Origin of the sequence: Vagococcus entomophilus, assembly GCF_003987595.1 — a bacterium.
GTDB classification, from domain to species: Bacteria; Bacillota; Bacilli; order Lactobacillales; family Vagococcaceae; genus Vagococcus_E; species Vagococcus_E entomophilus.
Genome location: NZ_NGJZ01000001.1, coordinates 138,452 through 156,863 on the forward strand (window position 1 = coordinate 138,452; position 18,412 = coordinate 156,863).

Genomic DNA, 18,412 nt, shown 5'->3' on the forward strand with positions numbered 1-18,412 from the left:
ACCGGATTTCTAACTGCTCATAATCTGAACGATAAGAATCAAATTTAAATTACTATTTGGAGAATATCAATGTATAAAAAAATATTTTTATTTTTAGTAGTCAGTACCCTTACTTTTTTTTCAATAACTATGTTTCAAATGAATATCTTATGGAATTTATTTGCTAAAGACAATGAGTTAAAGACTGTGGCATATATTATCGCAAGTTCTTTAATTGTACAATCTTTTATCTCTTTAATATCAGGTGTTTTTGTGGATAAATACTCTAAAAAAAATATATTAACGATGAGTTTGTTTGGTTTTATTTTAATAACGTTCATTTGCTATATAACTTCTTCTAGCTTTATTATAGTAGCAACCTATTTTTTATTTGTTGTCTTAAATATTTTATTTCAAAAAACTTTTATAGTAATGGTAGCGCATCAATTACCGACTAATGAATTTATTAAATATGACGCTATATCTGGTATATTTAATCAAATTATCTCTATAATTTGTAACTTGATTTCTGGAATATTACTTAGTTTTATGAGCAGAAATTTTATTTATTTAATTATTTTTTTAGGATTTTTTGTGGCACTTATGATTATCTTAAAAATTCAGGAGTTTGATAAAGAGAACGAACACAAAAATATTAACACAAAAATAACCGTTCAATTTATCAACAACAATGTGATACGTAATAAAGAAGTTTTGATTTTCATTATAATGTTATTTTTATTAAATTTAAATTATGGGTATATTCCTAATGTTTTACCCTATTTCATGGTAAGTATATCAAAAAATATCAATCCACTTTTTCTATCATTTTTAAAATCTGCTGTTAATATTGGCGAAATTATGGGGAACTTTATCATTATCTATAAAAGTAAAAAGGTTTCAAAAGTTACGAAAATTGGGTTAATTGGGTCTAGTATTAGTTTTATCACGTTACCAATCCTTTCAAACTATTCTTTAGGGTTATTCTTAGTATTAACTCTGTATGGTTTTTTTGATACCTTAACACAACCACTGCTTAGTTATTTTATAAGTACTATTGAGAATGGTATTAAAGGAAGAATGATTGGGATTATTGACTGTGTTGTTTACCTCGCAGCTCCAATAGGAATCGTTATCGGGAATTACCTTAGTAAACAGGGAGTTATATATGTAAGTACGTTTATATCCGCCATATTTTTTCTCTCTTTTTTTATATTTAAAAAGAGCATATATAATAATATCGACTTGAAAGAAGTTGATTAAGTTTGACACTAGACAAATTTTAGATCATGAGTTAATTTTATTCAGATTAGTTCTAAAATAGATTCAAAACAAGCAATTAATAGCATGAAAAAAATAAAATAGTTCATATTAGAGTAGAAAGTAATTTATTGCCTTCAGAGGTAGGTCCCAAATTTTAACTAAAATGTTAACAAATAAGACAGATAGCAAAGTACCACCTGTTGAATTCAATTAGAATGAATTTAACAGGTGTTTTTTTATGAAAAATAGTGCTATTTCAAAAATAATCGGGTTTCACTGGAGACAGCTTGCGTGAATTCATGTTGTTCATTAAACCGTACGTAGGCTCTATCGTTATGAATAGAAACGCATAGACATATAGAAGGTACAGGATTTCTCCATTTTTTAGAAGTCGTAGGGGTTGTTTGAAGTGCTTGTTCCTACTGATTACTGTTCTGATAATCTGAGGAGTCTTGAGGACGGCAGCAATGTTATTGTGTTTAATATTAGTGTATTGTTTTATCCATCTAATGATTAAACATCGCGAAAGTTGAATTTAACCTTAAAATAAAAACCTTCAAATCGTGAACGGGTCAAACAAAAAAATCTAGTGAAAAAGTTTTTTTTAATACTTGCTCTGGAGTGCACTCTATACTGTAAAGTAATAGTAGTAAAAGAGAGGTGGAGAAAATGAACATTAAAAAAGCAGCTGAAATGTTTGATTTAACAATCGATACGCTGCGCTATTATGAGCGAATGGGTGTGATTCCACCAGTTTCACGCAATAAAAGTGGCTATAGAGACTATCAAACAAATGATCTAAATTGGATTTATTTAGCGAAAAGTTTGCGGAATGCAGGACTATCGATTGAATCATTAATTGAATTTGCTAAGTTAGCACAGCTGAGAGAAACGCAAAATGTTGAAGCCGCACAAAAGCAAATCCTCGCAGAGCAATATGAAGAAATTGATCAAAAAATTGGAGAATTAGTAAGAGTCAAAGAGTTACTTGCTTATAAAATTTCAAGTTATGATGAGCACATGGCTAAGTTTAAAGCGGGGGAATTGACGCCTGATAAAGTTGAAAAACTTTGGAAAATAAAATAATCAAACTTTATGCTTGCTCTAGACTGTACTCCATAGTTTAGGATAAGTATGTAATAAAATATTAGGAGGAAAAAATTATGCAAACAATTACATTAAATAATGGGGTTACCATGCCACAACTAGGATTTGGTGTATACCAAATTCCGAATGAACAAACTGCTGAAGCGGTGTATCAAGCGATTAAAGTAGGTTATCGTTTAATCGATACAGCATCCATTTATGGGAATGAAAAAGAAACAGGTGAAGGGATTAAGCGAGCGATTACTGACGGAATTGTAACACGTAAAGACCTTTTTGTAACTTCAAAATTATTTATTTTACAAGCGCCAGAAGAAAAAGCAACTCAAACCATTAATCAATCACTTGAAACTATGGGGCTAGACTATCTAGATCTTTATCTCATTCACCAACCTTATGGAGATGTATACGGAGCGTGGCGCGCAATGGTTTCAGCACAAAAGGAAGGGAAATTACGTGCAATCGGTATTTCAAATTTTAAATCTGCGAAAATGATTGAATTCGTTGGCTTAAATGAAGTAAAACCACAAATTAATCAAATTGAAGTGAATCCATGGAATCAACGTATTGAAGACGAAGAATGGCATGAAAAATACGGAGTACAAATAGAGGCATGGGCACCATTTGCAGAAGGTCGACATGATTTATTTACGAATTCAGTGCTAAGCGATATTGGAAAAAAATATCAGAAATCAGTTGGACAAGTTGTTTTACGCTGGTTGATGCAAAGAGGGGCTGTTGCCTTAGCCAAATCAGTTCGACCAGAACGAATGGCAGAAAATTTTGATATTTTTGATTTTGAATTATCTCAGGAAGATCTTCATACGATTGCTCAATTAGACAGAAAAGAATCTGCGTTTTTCGATCATGATGCACCGCAACAAGTCGAATGGTTTATGAATCGAATGCTTGAAACAGAATAATGAAATAACAAGTTAACCGACAAAATTTATACATGGGTACAGCTTAAGCTAAAATTCTAGTTTGATAGAAACTTGCATAAAGAACATGTATTTCTATCAAATTAGCTTGCTTAAGGTTGTGAGGGATTTTATTCAACTATTTGGAGGGATGATTCAGTGAAAAAAGTAGTCATTATTGGAGCAGGGGGACAAATTCCTCAAGTTCTAATTCCGCTTTTGCAAGCACAAGAAGATGTACAGTTAACCCTATTTGGGAGAACGGCCGCAAAGCTTGCTTATGAGAATGTTACCAAAATTTCAGGTGAGGTGAGCAATAGTTCTGACTTACTTAAAGTACTAAAAAATCAAGATTTTGTTTATATGAATTTTGACAATAAAGCAGCAACTGAGCTTGTGGTTAAGGCCATGGAAGAAACAGGTGTGAAACGGATAATTCAAGCTGGAGTATTAAGCGTCTATGGAGAAGTGGCAGAGCCTTTTTCACGTTGGAATAGTCGCATGATGGGAGGCCCAGTTGCACATAACAGAGGGATTGAAGTACTAGAAGCAAGTGAATTAGATTATACATATATGCGAATGACTTGGCTCTATAATGGTGAAAATAAGGAGTATGTTGCAAGTCCAAAAGGAGAGTCCTTTTTAGGTGCACAGATTACAAGAAGAGCGATTGTACAATTTGTTATGGATAATATTGAAGGGAAAAGAAACGATAGTAGAGCGAGCATTGGTCTATGGGAACCAGGTTCTGAAAATAAGCCAAAGCCAGATTTTTACTAAGTGAAGGCAAAGAAACAGTGAAAATGAACTAGCCCATAGCAGTGACAGTACGGCATAAAAGCGAGGAATTTTATTTTGCCACACATAGTTTTGTACCTTTGAAAAAGAAAGGAAAATATAACTTAAATAATAGAGCTGTTGGTTCATTTATCGTATGATTTAAAATATATGGCGTAGTTATTTTATTTGAAAGATGAGAATGTGCGGTCAACATAGGTTATTGTCGGTGACCGCATTTTAGTTTATCCAGATGGGGGAGTAATCAATGAGAAAAAAATATCGTTTCGTTCTACTCTCAATAATGATTGTAGTGGTTACCGGCGGACTTTTTTGGATAAATAGAGCACAGGTAAACACTGATGGAAAGAAAGTGACGAAAGTGGAAAATGGCAAAACCTTAATCGTGTATTATTCGAGAACAGGCAACACCAAAGAGGTAGCAAAACTCATTCAAGCACAGGTGAGTGGGGAGTTAGTTGCTATCGAAACATTAGATGATCGGCCAGCTAATTATGCACAAGAGGTCAAACAAAATGAGCAAGAACAAGAGAAAAGTCTGTTGCCAAAGTTAAAGACTCAAATCAGTGACTTTGATAGTTATAATCGGATTTTTATTGGGGCGCCGACATGGAATATGGCGTTACCACAAGCAGTTGTGACCTTTTTAGACCAATATAATTTTTCAGGAAAGACCGTGATTCCTTTTAACACAAATGGAGGGTACGGTGAAGGTGCTACCTTTAGTCAAATTAAAAAAGGGGCGAAAGGGGCAAAAGTTCTTGAGGGGTTATCCTTAAAAGGTGGCGAAGAAACCAATGGTATTTTATTAGCAATAAAAGGAGATAAAAAAGTAGAGGTTTCCAAAGAAATTGATAAATGGTTAACAAAAATCGGGCAAAAATAATCAGATTAAAGGAGGTATAAAATTGAATAAAGAAAAATTTGGTGTTGTTTTGCCCATAACGTTGCTTGCATATTTTTTGATTCTAATGGATAACTCCATTATTTTCACAAGTTCTGTAGAAATTGGCAAAAGTCTTACTCTTTCTACATCTGCTCTTTCATGGGTATCCAGTGCGTATACGCTGACGTTTGGTGGTTTTCTTCTACTTAGTGGACGTTTGTCTGATTTACTAGGTAGAAAAAAAGTTTTTTTAATTGGGTTAAGTATATTTGGAATGAGCTCACTGCTGATTGGACTCTCTCAAAATGCAACGATGATGATCAGTATGCGTGCTTTACAAGGAATGGGGAGTTCGATTATTGCCCCTACAACGCTTGCATTGATAATGGATACATACAAAAATGACAGGAGACAAAAAGCAATATCGTATTATGGTGCAACGGCTGGGATTGGTTCGAGTATTGGCTTGCTGATTGGTGGCGGTTTGACGAGCTTTATTTCATGGCGCGCTGGTTTTATCATCAATGTTCCTTTTACACTTCTTTTGATTGCCTTAACGATGAAGTACGTGAATGAATCAGAGGTAAAAAAAGAAAAAATAGATTATATTGGCAGCATTTTATCTGTTTTAGGTTTAGTGGGGGTCATTTACGGATTCACTGAAAAGAAAACACTAATGATTGCTTTAGGTGTGGTGATACTAATTCAATTTATTATCCGTGAATATCGAAGCAGCTACCCGATACTCCCCTTAATCTTATTTAAAAATAAAGTACGTTCAGGAGCGTATATTGCACGCCTATTATTTATGATGACAATGCTCCCTTTTTGGTTCTTTTTGCCACAAATGTTGCAGAGTCAATATGGTTTCTCAGCGTTTGAATCAGGGCTGGCTTTTTTACCACTGACAGTTGTTAATTTTATCATTGCCTTACGATTACCCAAGTTGACTTCTAAGTTTGGTAATGGACAGGTATTATTTGTCGGGGAATTTATTTTAATGGTAGGCCTAGGATTACTGGCTTTTTCAAATGTGGCAACTGGCTATTGGGGAGCCGTTTTTATACCCATGATGGTTATTGGTTTGGGGCAAGGATTAATTTTAGCACCAGTGACGTCTGCTGGGGTGTATAAAGCACCGGCAGAATTATCAGGAGTTGCGAGTGGTGTTACGAATACAATGCATCAAATTGGTGGGCCAATAGGCTTAGCCTTAATTGTTTCCATAACCTCTGATTTTCATATAGAAATTTGGATGATGCTTATTTTTACTCTAATTGCGGCAATCGTTGTGGCATTTTTCGTTCAGCAAAAGGATTAAGAAGATTAAAGGGATTGCAGAAGTGAAACAGTCGCTCATTAAATTTAATTGGAATGTTAGAGTAATTCATGACTAAGAAAAAACAAAGCGAAGACTTACTTGATAAGTTGGCAAAAGTCGGGATGAAAATGAAATATGGCATTAAAATGGCCTGGAAAGATCGTCAAGTGGATTTAGTAGCAACTTTATTTTAATGGTATTCTTCAAAAAAAGGATCAAAGATTTGATTGTTTGAAAACAGTTGAACAGGTAATTGGAAAGACACCTTTTGAAAAAGGTTCCACTGCTATCTGTTTAGTAGACAGAATGCTCACTACTACCTATAAAAAAATTGATAGAAAAATGTAGAATAAACTTTTATGGAAAAAGAGGGGACAAATGAGAAACAGAATTGTAGTATTTACGTCATTACTCGCTATTGTAATCGTGTCAGTGATTTTTATGGATATAAAAAAAGTAGTTCCCAGAATGAGGGAACACCTAATAGTATGAACACAACGGCTCAACAGCAGACACAGAAAAGTAAGTCGGGTGGCAAAGGGGCCTTGGTGGTTTATTTTTCTAGAAGAGAGGCTGCTTCAAGTGTCTATAAAGACCAGCCACTAGAAATTGGAAATACTAAAAAGATGGCTCTTTTCATTCGTGAGAAAACACAAGGAGACGAGTTTGAACTTCTTCCGGTAAAGGACTATCCAAATAATTTTAAAAAGACTTCGGATGTTGCACAAGAAGAACAAAATAATAATGAACGTCCCAAATTCAAGGGCAGTTTACCAGACGTTAGTCAATACGTCACCATATTTATTGGTGCACCTGTATGGTGGGGGGATTATCCGATGATTGTCCATACCTTTTTAGATTCAGTGAATTTAGATGGGAAAAATGTTGTCCCGTTTTCCACTCATGAAGGGTCAGGGTTAGCAAACTATCCTGAAGTACTCAAAAGAAAGTACCCTAAAGCAAACGTTTTAAAAGGTCTGGCGATTAGAGGCAGTGACGTGGCTTATTCCCGAGTAAATGTTAAAGAAGAAGTCGACGAGTGGCTCGACGGATTAGGGTATTAAAAGAGGAGGGAAAGAATGTTAAAAAAACACAAATTGGCTATCAGTTTTTTATGGATTATGATTTTAATTCTTTTGCCAGCACCGTTAGTATACTTGTTAGCGAAAAATTTGGTTGATACAAAAGAAAATGTAATTATCTATGGTTTAGGGGTATTAGCCTACTTTTGGTGGTTAGTGAGTGTTTATTTATCTACTAGACCAAAATGGATTGAAAAAGAGATTGGCTTACCTCAGATGTACTTGTTTCATGGAGTGTTAGGTATTTTTTCGCTAGCATTTGCGATGGCGCACAAGTTATTAGCCTTTTCCATTGATGAAACAATAAAAGATGTGGGGAATTGGGCTCTCTACTTGGCGCTTTTTAGCATTTTATATGCCATTTTTTTTCTGTCCGGATGGGTAGTTGACCGTTTTCCCATAACTAAAAATATTAAGAATAAGTGTCAATTTGTGTTGAAACATCAAGTTTCTGTTTGGATTCATCGTTTAAACTTTGTTATTATCGGATTGATTTGGCTGCATGTCCATTTAATTGGTAGAATAACCAGCATTAGAAGTTTTATCATACTTTTTGATTTATATACAATAGTGATACTTGCTAAGTACATTCAGTATAAGTTTATCGAAACACATTTGGAAAAGTATCATGGGCAATTAGTTGAAAATCATCCATTAGATAAGGAAACACAAAAAATAGTCATAAGATTAGGGAAAAAAGTGGCGCCGTATAAAGCAGGCGATATTTTCTTTTTACGATTTAAGAAAAATGCAGCTATTTCTCAAGAAGCACATCCGTTTTCAGTTTCCTCTGCTCCAAGTTATTCGAGAAAGCAAGTGCAGTTTACAATTCAACGTTTAGGTGACTATACAAAAAAAATTAGTGAGGTTCCTCTTGGAAGCCAAGTCTATTTAGAAGGGCCATTTGGGATGTTGGACGAGATTGTCCAATTTAGTATTCAAAAAAAGCAAAGCGTAGTATTATATGGCCTTGGTTCAGGGATCGCTCCTTTATTGAGTTTAGCTTTAGAATATGGGAATTCATGTTCCATGCATGTGATATGGAGTATACATCAAGATGCAACACCTTACTATCATCAAGAATTCCTCAAGTTGCAAGAGGAAAATAGTAGGTTTCAATATGATGTAAAAAAATCAAGATATACTCTTGAAGACTTGACCAGTATCATAGACAAGTCAGAGATAGAACATGCAAAATTCATCATTGTTGGCTCTGCTTCTGTGGTGTTAAAAGTAGAAAGTAATTTAAAAAAGTTAGGAGTCACAAAAAAACAGATTGTGGATGAACGGCTTACGATGTGAGAAGAGTTTCAAATAGATGTAGAAGAAGATTCAGGTTTAACATAATAAATATCCCTTAAAGCGGAAACTGTTATGGATCAATCCAAATATATATGAAAAAATATATGGAACAAATGCTTTATTTAATTGTTTAACTTTAACAAAAGATAGTACTAATAAAATCAGTGAAACTACCACTTAGAATATTTTCTGTCACGCATCAAAGAATGTTTAATTTCTTTTAGACATAGGTATGTAGAAAGTGAGATTACGGATGATTTGAATATTCCCAGAGTGAGTTTTAAGACCAAAATCAAGAATTAAAAGCAAACTGAACGGCTCAATGTTTATTTTAATTGAGCCGTTCAGTTTATTTTTAGTTTAAGGAGTGTTTTTATCAAAAGAATTAGTGACCTAAATCCAAAATAGTCGATTTTGATTTAGGTAAAAGGTGACTGCCATGTTCGTTGATACTTTCTTGTATAGCACAGAATTTTTTAGGATTCTGTTCCATATCTTTAATTAATTCGGCTAGTGTTTGCTTCTTATTAGAAAAAGTATAGTGCAGTTGCTCATTTTTATGGATACTCTTAAAAAGTGTTGATTGGAAAAGTTGGGTACTAAGAGTTTTTTTTTCATTTTTTAAGTATGAAAGCTCATCTTTAATATTAGCTAAATTTTCTGCTGTTTTTGCAGGAAACAATTTTTTTATGAAGGAACTTTTATTTTCTAGTTGAGCAATCTTTTTATTACAAGATTGAATTTTTTTATCACAATCTTCAATTTTTTTTATAGAGTACTGCGCATAAGAATGTTGAGATTGATTAACAGTATCTTTTTTTTGAATATAATGTTTAAAAGACATGCTTACGTTACGAATTAATTTTTTTATTTGAGGCATAAAATATTCTCCTTTATTTTTTCTGACACTATTAGTATAGCGAAAAAGAAAGAGAGGAAACGACAAAAAAAGAGGAAATTTAAATTTTTTGATAATATTTCCTGACTAGAGCAAGGTAAAAATTTTTTCTGTATAAGTTTGCGATGGAAAATCAAATTCAGCCGTTTAGTGAAAACAACTGATTAGTACACGGAGGTTAAGAAGTCAAAAAATCTTTTATTCTAAACAACGGATAGTCTAAAATATCCTCCTCTTGCTCAATTTAATAAACAGGAGGAGGATCTTTTAGATTTAGTGAGAGGAAAGCTGAAGTATGTGAAAAAAACTGTCTATTATTTTTTTTTATTTTCTTTTAAAGTAAAAATTTTCGATGGGCGGCCAATGCCTACAGGTTTTTCGCCAAGTTCAACTAACTCAGCACGTAATGCTTTTTTAAAATTGGAATGGTCAATGGTTTGATGAGGACACCCCAAAAATTTGGCAAAAACCTTCCGCGCTTCAGTAATAGTAAAAGATTGTCCAAGCAAACGGAGTACTTTAGGGTCGTGATACATTTTATTTAAGACACGTAAAAATGCTTTGCTAATGATTTTTGCGTGGTCAAAGGCAAGCTGTTCGCCGGCGGTAGTTTTTCCAGTTTGAAAATTTAAAATAATTTCATTGGGACCATTTACCAGGTGAAGCATGTCGTCTTTTCTGACTACAGAAAACCAAAGTGCCTCTTTGGCGTCTAGCCCAGCTGTTAAAGGTTCTTCTCCAATAAAGGCAAGGTAACTAACGGTAATAATCCACCCTCTAGGATCACGATTTGGCGTGCTAAAGGTATGAAGTTGTTCGATATGTTGTGAGGTAATGCTGACACCAGTTTCTGTTGCAGTTTCGCGTAAGCAACTTTCATCTGTAGATTCCTCTGGCTGGACAAATCCTCCTGGTAATGCCCAAGAATTTCTAAAAGGATGTGTGTTACGACGAATCAGTAAAACTTTTAGTTGATCTTGTTCACGGTTATAACAAAAAAGAACATTGTCAACAGTCACCGAAGGAGTGCGGTATTTTTTTGAGTTGTGTTGTCTGTACCAAGCTAAATAATCTTTTTCAGTCGCTTCGGTTTCATAATAATGTTTTTCTTCGCGTTCGTTTATAAAAGTAGGCAATCGAGCGTCATCCTTCCTAAAATTGTTCCATATCATTCATTTTAACAGAAATGGCAGCAGAATAAAATAATCTGTCAAGTATCAAACAGTTGTTTTCCTATATTTATTTTATATAGACCAGGGGAAAAGATTGTTTCTATTTTTCAAGGATGAAAATCTTATTTTACTTGATAACATTAGAAAAGAAACAATGAATGTAAGGATAAAAAAAAGCTAAGACATACGAAACCTATGTCTTAACCTATCTTTGATGAATACATTATTATCTTTCACGAATGACTTCGATTTTATAACCATCTGGATCAATAATAAAGTAGTATGAAGGAGGAATTCCTGGTAATCCTTTTAAGTCAGTAACGTTAAAGCCTTGTGCTTTTTGTTTTTTGTGAAGCTCCTCTAAATCACTAGTTGAAATAGCGATGTGTCCGTAGCCATTGCCTAAGTCATAGGCTTCATGATCATAGTTATACGTTAATTCTAATTCATAGTCATCCCCTGGTAGAGTCAAATAGACCAGGTCAAACTTATTATCAGGGAATTCTCTTCGGCGACTCTCTTCAAACCCAAAAGCTTTTTGGTAAAAATCAAGAGAAGCTGTTAAATCTTTTACACGAACACAAGTATGTGCCATTTTCATTTTTACATCATCCTTTATTCCATAATAATTTAATCATAACACAGAAGAAATCGTGACTTCTACTTTTTCGCTCAGTGTTTTTTATGGTGAGTGAACCAAGTAGTTGTTTCAAAAAAATGGACAAGGTATGCGACGATTACAGAGATGTAATTGAAAATCGAACGTATGCCTAACGCAAGGGGTAAATAAAAGAAAACACTGCGATTCAGTAAAGAGCTTAGTTCGAAAAAGTTTCCAAAGAGCAAAAAGGTTGAAATGAAGGCTATAAATAAAAGAACAACCATTTGCTTTCTTCTTACAGTCAAAGGATCAGAGACACGGATGAGTACATGGAATCCTGTAAAGCCAGTTAGTAGCACACACATTGTGGAAGTTATGTCTGTACCAAGTGCAAAATTTTGATTGGCGAGCTGCAAAATAATAATCGAGGTTACGACGGTTAGAGCAGCTGGCACTGAAATCCGCAAGATATTGTGCAAAAAATCCCCTTTTACCCTGTGATAATTAGGCGCCAGTGCCAAAAAGAATGAAGGAATTCCAATTGTAAAGCTGTTGATAGGAGAAAGCTGGATTGGTTCAAATGGGTAGTGCATGTTAACAAAAATAAATAGAATCGATAGCAAAATGGTATAAATCGTTTTGACTAAGTACATAGATGCAACTCGCTCAATATTGTTGATTACGCGTCTTCCTTCTTTTAAAACATGAATCATCGCACTAAAATCAGAATCAAGTAGCACAACATCTGCTACTGCGCGGCTTGCATCACTGCCACTTGCCATTGCCACACTGACATCCGCTTCTTTTAGAGCAAGAACATCATTGACACCATCTCCAGTCATACAAGTCGTATGATTATTTTCTTTTAGCGCACGAATCAAACTTCTTTTTTGAGCAGGGGTTACACGTCCAAAAACAGTTTTTTCTTCGACTAATTGTTTGAGGTCTGCATCTTCTGGAATCGTAGAAAGATCGACATAATTCTTTGCTCCTAGTATCCCAGCATTTTGTGCAATAGTTGAAACGGTTAGTGGATTGTCACCAGAAATGACTTTTAGCGTGACGTCTTCCTTTGCAAAATAGCTAAAAGTATCAACTGCATTTTCACGGATAGAATCTTCAATGATTAACAAAGCATAAGGATCCAATTGTTTGGGTAGCTCTGGACCATTCAGTGTCTCTGTAGTGTGAGCCAGGAGCATCACACGATAACCTTTTTGGCTGTGTAGAACAATCTGCTGTTGCAACAATGGTTCAATAGTAGAAAGAACAAACTCAGGAGCACCTAGAATGAACGTGCCGTGATCCGTAAAAGTTGCACCGCTCCACTTACGAAAAGAAGAAAAGGGCACCATCTCTTCGGAGGTCCATTTTTTTTGTTCGAGTGGATAAGCGCAGCGAATCGCTTGAGCAGTGGCATTGGTATCGGGTAATGTGTGCATCATTTCGGCGAGTATTTGAGTAAAGTCAAGTTGCTCTTTTATAGGTAAAATTTCCTTCAAAGTGAGTGAGCCATCTGTGATAGTCCCAGTTTTGTCCAAGCATATGGTGTCGACTCTGGCTAGGGTTTCAATACAAGGCATGGATTGTATGAGCGTTCTTTTTTTGGCTAGATTGGCAGCACCAACAGCAAAAGCAACACTTGTCAAAAGAATCAAGCCTTCCGGAATCATACTAATCATAGAAGCAGTCATGCTTAAAAGTGCGCTATTAAAAGAGTGAGTCGTCTGATACTGTGAATAAAAGAGCAAGAGACCAATTGGGACAATTGCAATCGTTAAAAATTTTATTAGTGTATTTAAAATGCGCATCAATTCAGAAGGTGCTTTTTTCTCTGACTTTGCTTCTTTTGTCAGTGTATTAACATAGTTATCTTCTCCGACTGCAGTGACCTTTATATAGCCAGAACCAGCGGTAACAAAGCTGCCACTCATGACCTGATTTTCCACTTTTTTTTCGACAGAATCTGCTTCTCCCGTAAGTAAAGATTCGTCAAGTTCCAAACCTTCTGAGGAAAGTACGATGCTATCAGCTAAAATTTGGTCACCTGTTTCGACAAATAAAACATCGTCCAAAACAATCTCTTCTTGAGAAATGGAGACAAAAGCTTGATTACGCAAAGCTACTACATGGGTTTGTGCTAAAATAGAGAGTTTGTCTACTGTTTGTTTCGCCCGTATTTCTTGATAAATGCCAATACAAGTATTGACCACAGCAACAAAAAAGAAGAAAGAATTTTTTAGATGTCCTGTAAAAATAAGAAGTAACGCTAAAAGTAAATTGATTAGGTTAAATAAATTAAAAGAATTATCTTTAATAATTTGTAAAACGGAGCGGCCCAAATTCTTTTCTTGACGATTCACTTTATGTTCTTGAATTCGTAAGGTTACTTCTTTTTCAGTTAAACCAATAATTGTTTCTGGTGGTTTTTGATTGGTTAAAATTCTTTCTTTTAATTTAGGTTCAGGTGGTTGTTTTTTTGATTTTAGTAGAGACACTGCTCCACCTTCCTTCCAAGTAATAAATCTTTTCATAAAGACATCATACGCAGTTGGGTATTTTTTGTCAAAAACAATCCAATATATGAAAAATAATTTAAAGAATTCCTAAAAAATAGTTTAATAGGGGATAGAGCTTTGTGAAAAGAGAGAGAAATCCTTGCCGTCTGATTTGTAGTCGGGTACAATAATAAAAAACGAGAGATGGTAGGGTGACAAATATGGAAATCCCAACTTTTGGAACAAAAGATCCGACAAAAGAATATCATTTACGCTTGGCAGCGTACATCATTATCGCCAATCAAGATCAATCGAAATTATTGTTAGTCCAAGCCCCAAACGGTGCTTATTTTTTACCTGGTGGCGAAATTGAAGCAAATGAAAGCAAAGAGGAAGCGATACATCGAGAGGTAATGGAAGAATTGGGCGCCACTGTTGAAATAGGGGGATTTTTAGGAAGGGCAGATGAATATTTTTATTCCAATCATAGACAAAAAGCTTTTCACAATCCTGGTTTTTTTTATCAAGCGCACACATGGGAAAAAAAATGTGCCCCACTGGAAACGGTCAATCGTTTGGAATGGTTTCCTCTTGAGATAGGAAAAAATAAACTCAAGCGAGGAAGTCATAGGTGGGCCGTTGAAAAATGGGAAAAAATACTATAGTGAGAAGGCATGAAAAAAGTAAAGGATCTGAAAAGTTTATTATGAAAATAAAAAAATGTATGAAAAGTAAGGAAAATGTTTTATGAATGGATTATTCTATAGCGCATTACTAGTATGGGGTGTCGCCTTTATCTCATCGAAAGCCTTCAAGTTTGAAAAACCTAATCGTTTTACTCTTGTGGTGGTTCCCACTTATTCGCTCATTATGTTTTTAACAACCATGTCTTGGACGGTGAAAAATCTGCTATTATTAGTGTTTCTTGCCCCTCTAGCAGTTTTGATTGGATGGTATCAAACGAGACAAGTTGAAATTAAAGACTCGAATGTGGAAGACAAGTACGGAAGACCTAAAGTGCTAGTAAAAAATAATTTAGCTTATATCATTGGATGGATTGCGGTTTTTATCCTTGGAATTTGCTTCCATTTCATTGTTGAGGGCGGTTTATCTTTTGAGGCAATCAAAGAAGAATTGTTTGTCGAAATCAAGAAAGATTTGTTTGGTTTTACGATATTTAGTGTAGAAGGTTCTTGGTATGTTTGGGCTTTATCAGGTATTTCAAGTTTTACTTATACACGCTTACTGAGGAGAAAAGATAAAAAATTTCATGCGGCATTGATCAGAAAAAAAAATAAAAAGCTTAAGACAAGTTGATCGTACCTAACTTGTCCTAAGTTTTTTTTATGCCCAAGTGTTGATTGCGTAAGCTACACCATCGTCATCATTGGATTTTGTGAGATGAAGAGCGGTTTTTTTAACGTTCTCAGTGCCATTTTCCATTGCAACACTGATTCCTGCGTATTCGAGCATGGAAAGATCATTTTCATTATCGCCGATGGCCATGGTTTCTTCTTGTTTGATCCCTAGATAGTTTGCTAGATCACGTAAGGCGTTGCCTTTACTGGCCTCTTTATTTAAAATTTCCAAATAATAAGGTGAGCTTTTCACCAAGTTAAATCTTGTAGCGAATTCTTTAGGGATACTTTTGATCGCCGTATCTAAAATATCAGGCTCATCAATCATCATCATCTTGCTAATGGTCATTTCTTTATCCATTTCGTCCACTGCGCGGTATTTTAAAGGAATTCCGGTTAAGTATCCTTCGACAATCGTATATTTACTGATATCACGATTGCTTGTATACATGGCTTTTCGGTCTTGTGTATGCAAATGAACATTTAATTTTCTACTCAAGTATTCGACATCCATAAAATCTTGGTATGTCAAAGTATGCTGTACAACAGTGTTGCCAGTGGCATTATTTTGGACTAAAGATCCATTGTAAGTGATGGCAAAATCATCTGTTGAGTCTAGTCCGAGTTCTTTTACGAGTGGCAAAATCCCAATTAAAGGACGTCCCGTACAAAGCACAATTTTGCAACCTTCATTTCGTTTTGTTTGTAGGGCTTCTTTTACAGCAGGTGTTACTTGATGATTAGAGTTAAGCAGTGTACCGTCGATATCAATCGCAATTAATTTGACTGTCATGTTATTACCCCTTTGTTATTTTTTATTTGGAGAAGTCACAGCATTATTATGAATATATTGCTGGAATTCTGCATAAGCAGGATCAAATAGTGAAGTGTTCCCCTTTGTGATAGGACTCAACATTTCTTTTGGGAAATAAAAACGCTCATCTCCATGCGTTTGTCCTGCAAGCGCCGCAACAAGGGCACTGATTTTGGACAATTCTGTGAGCTTTCCATCTTTTTCAACTAGCTCTATCTGAGTTCTATGGCTATTTTGATTTGGTCGATAAAAATCATAAGGCAAATCATAACTAGAATTAAAGCCAGTATAATAACTTGGATCATAGCCAACTTTTTCGATTAAGCTTTTCATGTTTTCAATGGATGCTTGATCTTTTTCTTTGGAAAGCGTCACAGATTTTAGTGGCTTTCTGTTTAGAAATCTTTTGGCCAGGTCACTTAGTATTGGATCAGCAAGTTCTGTCCAGGACATAAAATAAGTATTAAGTGTACCATCATCTAGCTTTAAATAGTCTTCTAATGTGTAAGTGTCGTTAAAAAACGGGATCAATAGTGGAGAATGGTGTTCAAAAGTTTTTGGGTCTTTTTGATAACATTTTTTCCCACGTTTTAGTAAGTGCGACAAAATCATTTCCATTCCTCTTGAAACAGGATGAAAGTAGACTTGCATATACATTTGGTAGCGACTCACAATATAGTCCTCGACTGCATGCATGCCATTAATTTGATAAGTTAGTCCTTTGGCATAAGGTCGAATGACACGCAAAATTCTAGTCAAATCAAACGTTCCATATTCTGTTCCGGTATAATACGCATCTCGTAGTAAATAGTCCATGCGATCTGCATCAATTTGACTAGAAATCATCTGAACTACTTGCTGATTGGGATAGGTTTTCGTTATGACACTAGCAACTTTGTCAGGAAATCCTGCTTCTACTTGATTTAATATTTGGTAGATTTCGGTCTCAGGAGAAGTGATAATATTTACAGTGATTTCTTCGTGATTGGTATGAAAAATATGTTCAAATGTGTGAGAGTATGCTCCATGGCCTAAATCGTGTAGCAGTGCAGCACACAATGTTACAAGCCGTTCTTGATCATCCCAGCCATTTTCTTTGTCCCAACTTTTAGAAAAATTGCGGACAAAGATATCACAAATTCGGCGAGCAATTTCGTAAACGCCAAGTGAGTGAGAAAAACGACTATGTTCGCCCCCATGAAAAGTGAACGAAGTTGTCCCGAGTTGCTTGATTCGACGCAGACGTTGAAATTCTTTTGAATTGATGAGATCCAGAATCACTTGATGCTGCACGTGAATATAATTATGGACCGGATCGCGAAAGACTTTCTCAATCGGCAAATGTTGATACTTATAGGGAACTGTCATCGGCAAGTGCCTCCTTTATTTTGGCGATACACTCATTTCTTTGTGCCATTTTTTGTCGTTGCTTGGAAAATTGCTGTTGCCAATCTGTTGTCTTTTGAATTTGGACCAAAGTTTGTGGGTCAACAGATAGCTGGAATTGCCTAGTCAAACTCGCGAGTAATTTTGTTTTTACTTGCGTCACAGTCAAATTTTCCTCAAGTAAATCCGCTAGTGTTGCCAAAGAGTTAGGGTTTACACGAGGGTAGTTTGAATCGGCACCACTAATCGTATAGAAATTACGAATCGCTTGACCCCGTTTGCCTTGATCACCATTAACACTTAAATAAATCATCACAGCAAGGCCCCCTTTGACGCGGCGCTGGGAGATTCCTGCAAATTTTTTGCCATGAATACTTAGATCAAAGGTGCCAGGACAATAGGAATCTTTAATTTCAAATGCTTCAATTTTTTTAGTTTCTGTTTCAAATGTTTGACGAATCCAATTGGCCATCAAGAGATAGGCATCATCTATGGAGAGCGCTTTTTCTTTTGTGATGGGGAGAATCAACGAAAGATTTAGCACACCAGAATCTGCTACTACAGCTAAACCACCAGAGTTTCTAAGCACAATTTGATAGTCACCTGCAATTAGTTGAGCAACGCCTTTGTCTAGTTGATTTAACCGAGTATCTTTCATGCCTAAAATAATCGTATTTGGCAATGACCAAAAATGGAGAATGAGTTGCTGTTTGTTTCCAGCGTATTCAGTTAAGAGATCTGTAAAAATAAAAGGGAATTGCTGATTTGAAGGGGCGTCTTCTTTTTCTTCAAAAAGCAAAACTTCTTTTCCTTTATATTGGAGCAAGTAAGAGAACATAAGAATCTCCTTTATCTGTCTAAAAAGTTTGTTTGTACAGTGTTTTGTATCATAAAAGTGCTTTCCTTTCTTATTATATACGATTTTTTTCTTTCTGTGGTAGTTTAACGGTTGAAAAACAAAACTTTTTTCGCTTGCTTCTTTTGGTAAAAAAATTTAAACTATTTACATATGATTGGTTCTGGAACAAAT

At 35.1% G+C, this 18,412-nt stretch carries 18 protein-coding genes; 11 read left to right on the forward strand and 7 right to left on the reverse strand.

Annotated elements, in window-relative coordinates:
- Positions 1 to 69 precede the first annotated feature (69 nt).
- The 9 genes from CBF30_RS00635 (at position 70) to CBF30_RS00670 (ending at position 8,655) form a co-directional block, all read left to right on the forward strand.
- Positions 70 to 1,242, forward strand: a complete 1,173-nt coding sequence (locus tag CBF30_RS00635) for an MFS transporter (protein WP_126821729.1) — start codon at positions 70 to 72, stop codon at positions 1,240 to 1,242.
- Between the two features lie 669 nt (positions 1,243 to 1,911).
- On the forward strand, positions 1,912 to 2,328 hold the full coding sequence (locus tag CBF30_RS00640; RefSeq protein ID WP_126821731.1) for a MerR family transcriptional regulator: 417 nt from the start codon (positions 1,912 to 1,914) through the stop codon (positions 2,326 to 2,328).
- 77 nt (positions 2,329 to 2,405) lie between these two features.
- Positions 2,406 to 3,269: an aldo/keto reductase gene (locus CBF30_RS00645; protein ID WP_126821733.1), complete on the forward strand. Its 864-nt coding sequence runs from the start codon at positions 2,406 to 2,408 to the stop codon at positions 3,267 to 3,269.
- A gap of 156 nt (positions 3,270 to 3,425) precedes the next feature.
- Positions 3,426 to 4,046: an NAD(P)H-binding protein gene (locus CBF30_RS00650; protein WP_126821735.1), complete on the forward strand. Its 621-nt coding sequence runs from the start codon at positions 3,426 to 3,428 to the stop codon at positions 4,044 to 4,046.
- Between the two features lie 265 nt (positions 4,047 to 4,311).
- Entirely contained in the window at positions 4,312 to 4,950 is a 639-nt protein-coding gene (locus CBF30_RS00655) for a flavodoxin (protein ID WP_126821737.1), read from the forward strand.
- A gap of 22 nt (positions 4,951 to 4,972) precedes the next feature.
- Positions 4,973 to 6,271: an MFS transporter gene (locus CBF30_RS00660; protein ID WP_126821739.1), complete on the forward strand. Its 1,299-nt coding sequence runs from the start codon at positions 4,973 to 4,975 to the stop codon at positions 6,269 to 6,271.
- A gap of 68 nt (positions 6,272 to 6,339) precedes the next feature.
- Positions 6,340 to 6,465, forward strand: coding sequence for a hypothetical protein (locus CBF30_RS12045; RefSeq protein WP_281273567.1), 126 nt, complete (start codon positions 6,340 to 6,342; stop codon positions 6,463 to 6,465).
- Between the two features lie 165 nt (positions 6,466 to 6,630).
- A complete protein-coding gene (locus tag CBF30_RS00665) occupies positions 6,631 to 7,335 on the forward strand; it encodes a flavodoxin (protein ID WP_126821741.1) in 705 nt (234 codons plus the stop codon).
- Positions 7,336 to 7,350: 15 nt separating this feature from the next.
- Positions 7,351 to 8,655 carry a ferric reductase-like transmembrane domain-containing protein gene (locus CBF30_RS00670; RefSeq protein WP_126821743.1) on the forward strand — a complete coding sequence of 435 codons (1,305 nt, stop codon included), beginning with the start codon at positions 7,351 to 7,353 and terminating at the stop codon, positions 8,653 to 8,655.
- A gap of 385 nt (positions 8,656 to 9,040) precedes the next feature.
- Here the strand turns inward: CBF30_RS00670 and CBF30_RS00675 are convergent, their stop codons facing one another.
- From CBF30_RS00675 to CBF30_RS00690, 4 genes are all read right to left on the reverse strand, one after another.
- On the reverse strand, positions 9,041 to 9,535 hold the full coding sequence (locus CBF30_RS00675) for a hypothetical protein (protein ID WP_126821744.1): 495 nt from the start codon (positions 9,533 to 9,535) through the stop codon (positions 9,041 to 9,043).
- A 332-nt stretch (positions 9,536 to 9,867) separates the two neighbouring features.
- A complete protein-coding gene (locus tag CBF30_RS00680; protein WP_390221163.1) occupies positions 9,868 to 10,725 on the reverse strand; it encodes an NUDIX domain-containing protein in 858 nt (285 codons plus the stop codon).
- Positions 10,726 to 10,951: 226 nt separating this feature from the next.
- Positions 10,952 to 11,326 carry a lactoylglutathione lyase gene (gene gloA, locus CBF30_RS00685; protein ID WP_126821748.1) on the reverse strand — a complete coding sequence of 125 codons (375 nt, stop codon included), beginning with the start codon at positions 11,324 to 11,326 and terminating at the stop codon, positions 10,952 to 10,954.
- A 71-nt stretch (positions 11,327 to 11,397) separates the two neighbouring features.
- Positions 11,398 to 13,824: an HAD-IC family P-type ATPase gene (locus CBF30_RS00690; protein WP_170168898.1), complete on the reverse strand. Its 2,427-nt coding sequence runs from the start codon at positions 13,822 to 13,824 to the stop codon at positions 11,398 to 11,400.
- A 221-nt stretch (positions 13,825 to 14,045) separates the two neighbouring features.
- Between CBF30_RS00690 and CBF30_RS00695 the strand changes: the two genes are divergently transcribed.
- Together CBF30_RS00695 and CBF30_RS00700 are read left to right on the forward strand one after the other, a co-directional pair.
- Positions 14,046 to 14,489: an NUDIX hydrolase gene (locus tag CBF30_RS00695; protein ID WP_126823704.1), complete on the forward strand. Its 444-nt coding sequence runs from the start codon at positions 14,046 to 14,048 to the stop codon at positions 14,487 to 14,489.
- 82 nt (positions 14,490 to 14,571) lie between these two features.
- The gene (locus CBF30_RS00700) at positions 14,572 to 15,141 is read left to right on the forward strand and encodes a hypothetical protein (RefSeq protein WP_126821752.1); all 570 of its coding nucleotides are present in this window, start codon (positions 14,572 to 14,574) and stop codon (positions 15,139 to 15,141) included.
- Between the two features lie 27 nt (positions 15,142 to 15,168).
- Here CBF30_RS00700 and yidA read toward each other — a convergent pair whose 3' ends face one another.
- Genes yidA through CBF30_RS00715 form a run of 3 tightly spaced genes read right to left on the reverse strand, consistent with a single transcriptional unit; the run spans position 15,169 to position 18,220 of the window.
- On the reverse strand, positions 15,169 to 15,975 hold the full coding sequence (gene yidA / locus CBF30_RS00705) for a sugar-phosphatase (protein WP_126821754.1): 807 nt from the start codon (positions 15,973 to 15,975) through the stop codon (positions 15,169 to 15,171).
- A 15-nt stretch (positions 15,976 to 15,990) separates the two neighbouring features.
- A complete protein-coding gene (locus CBF30_RS00710) occupies positions 15,991 to 17,364 on the reverse strand; it encodes an HD domain-containing protein (protein ID WP_126821756.1) in 1,374 nt (457 codons plus the stop codon).
- Positions 17,348 to 18,220, reverse strand: coding sequence for a lipoate--protein ligase family protein (locus CBF30_RS00715; protein ID WP_126821758.1), 873 nt, complete (start codon positions 18,218 to 18,220; stop codon positions 17,348 to 17,350). The genes CBF30_RS00710 and CBF30_RS00715 overlap by 17 nt, the downstream gene beginning before the upstream one ends.
- Between the last annotated feature and the right edge of the window lie 192 nt (positions 18,221 to 18,412).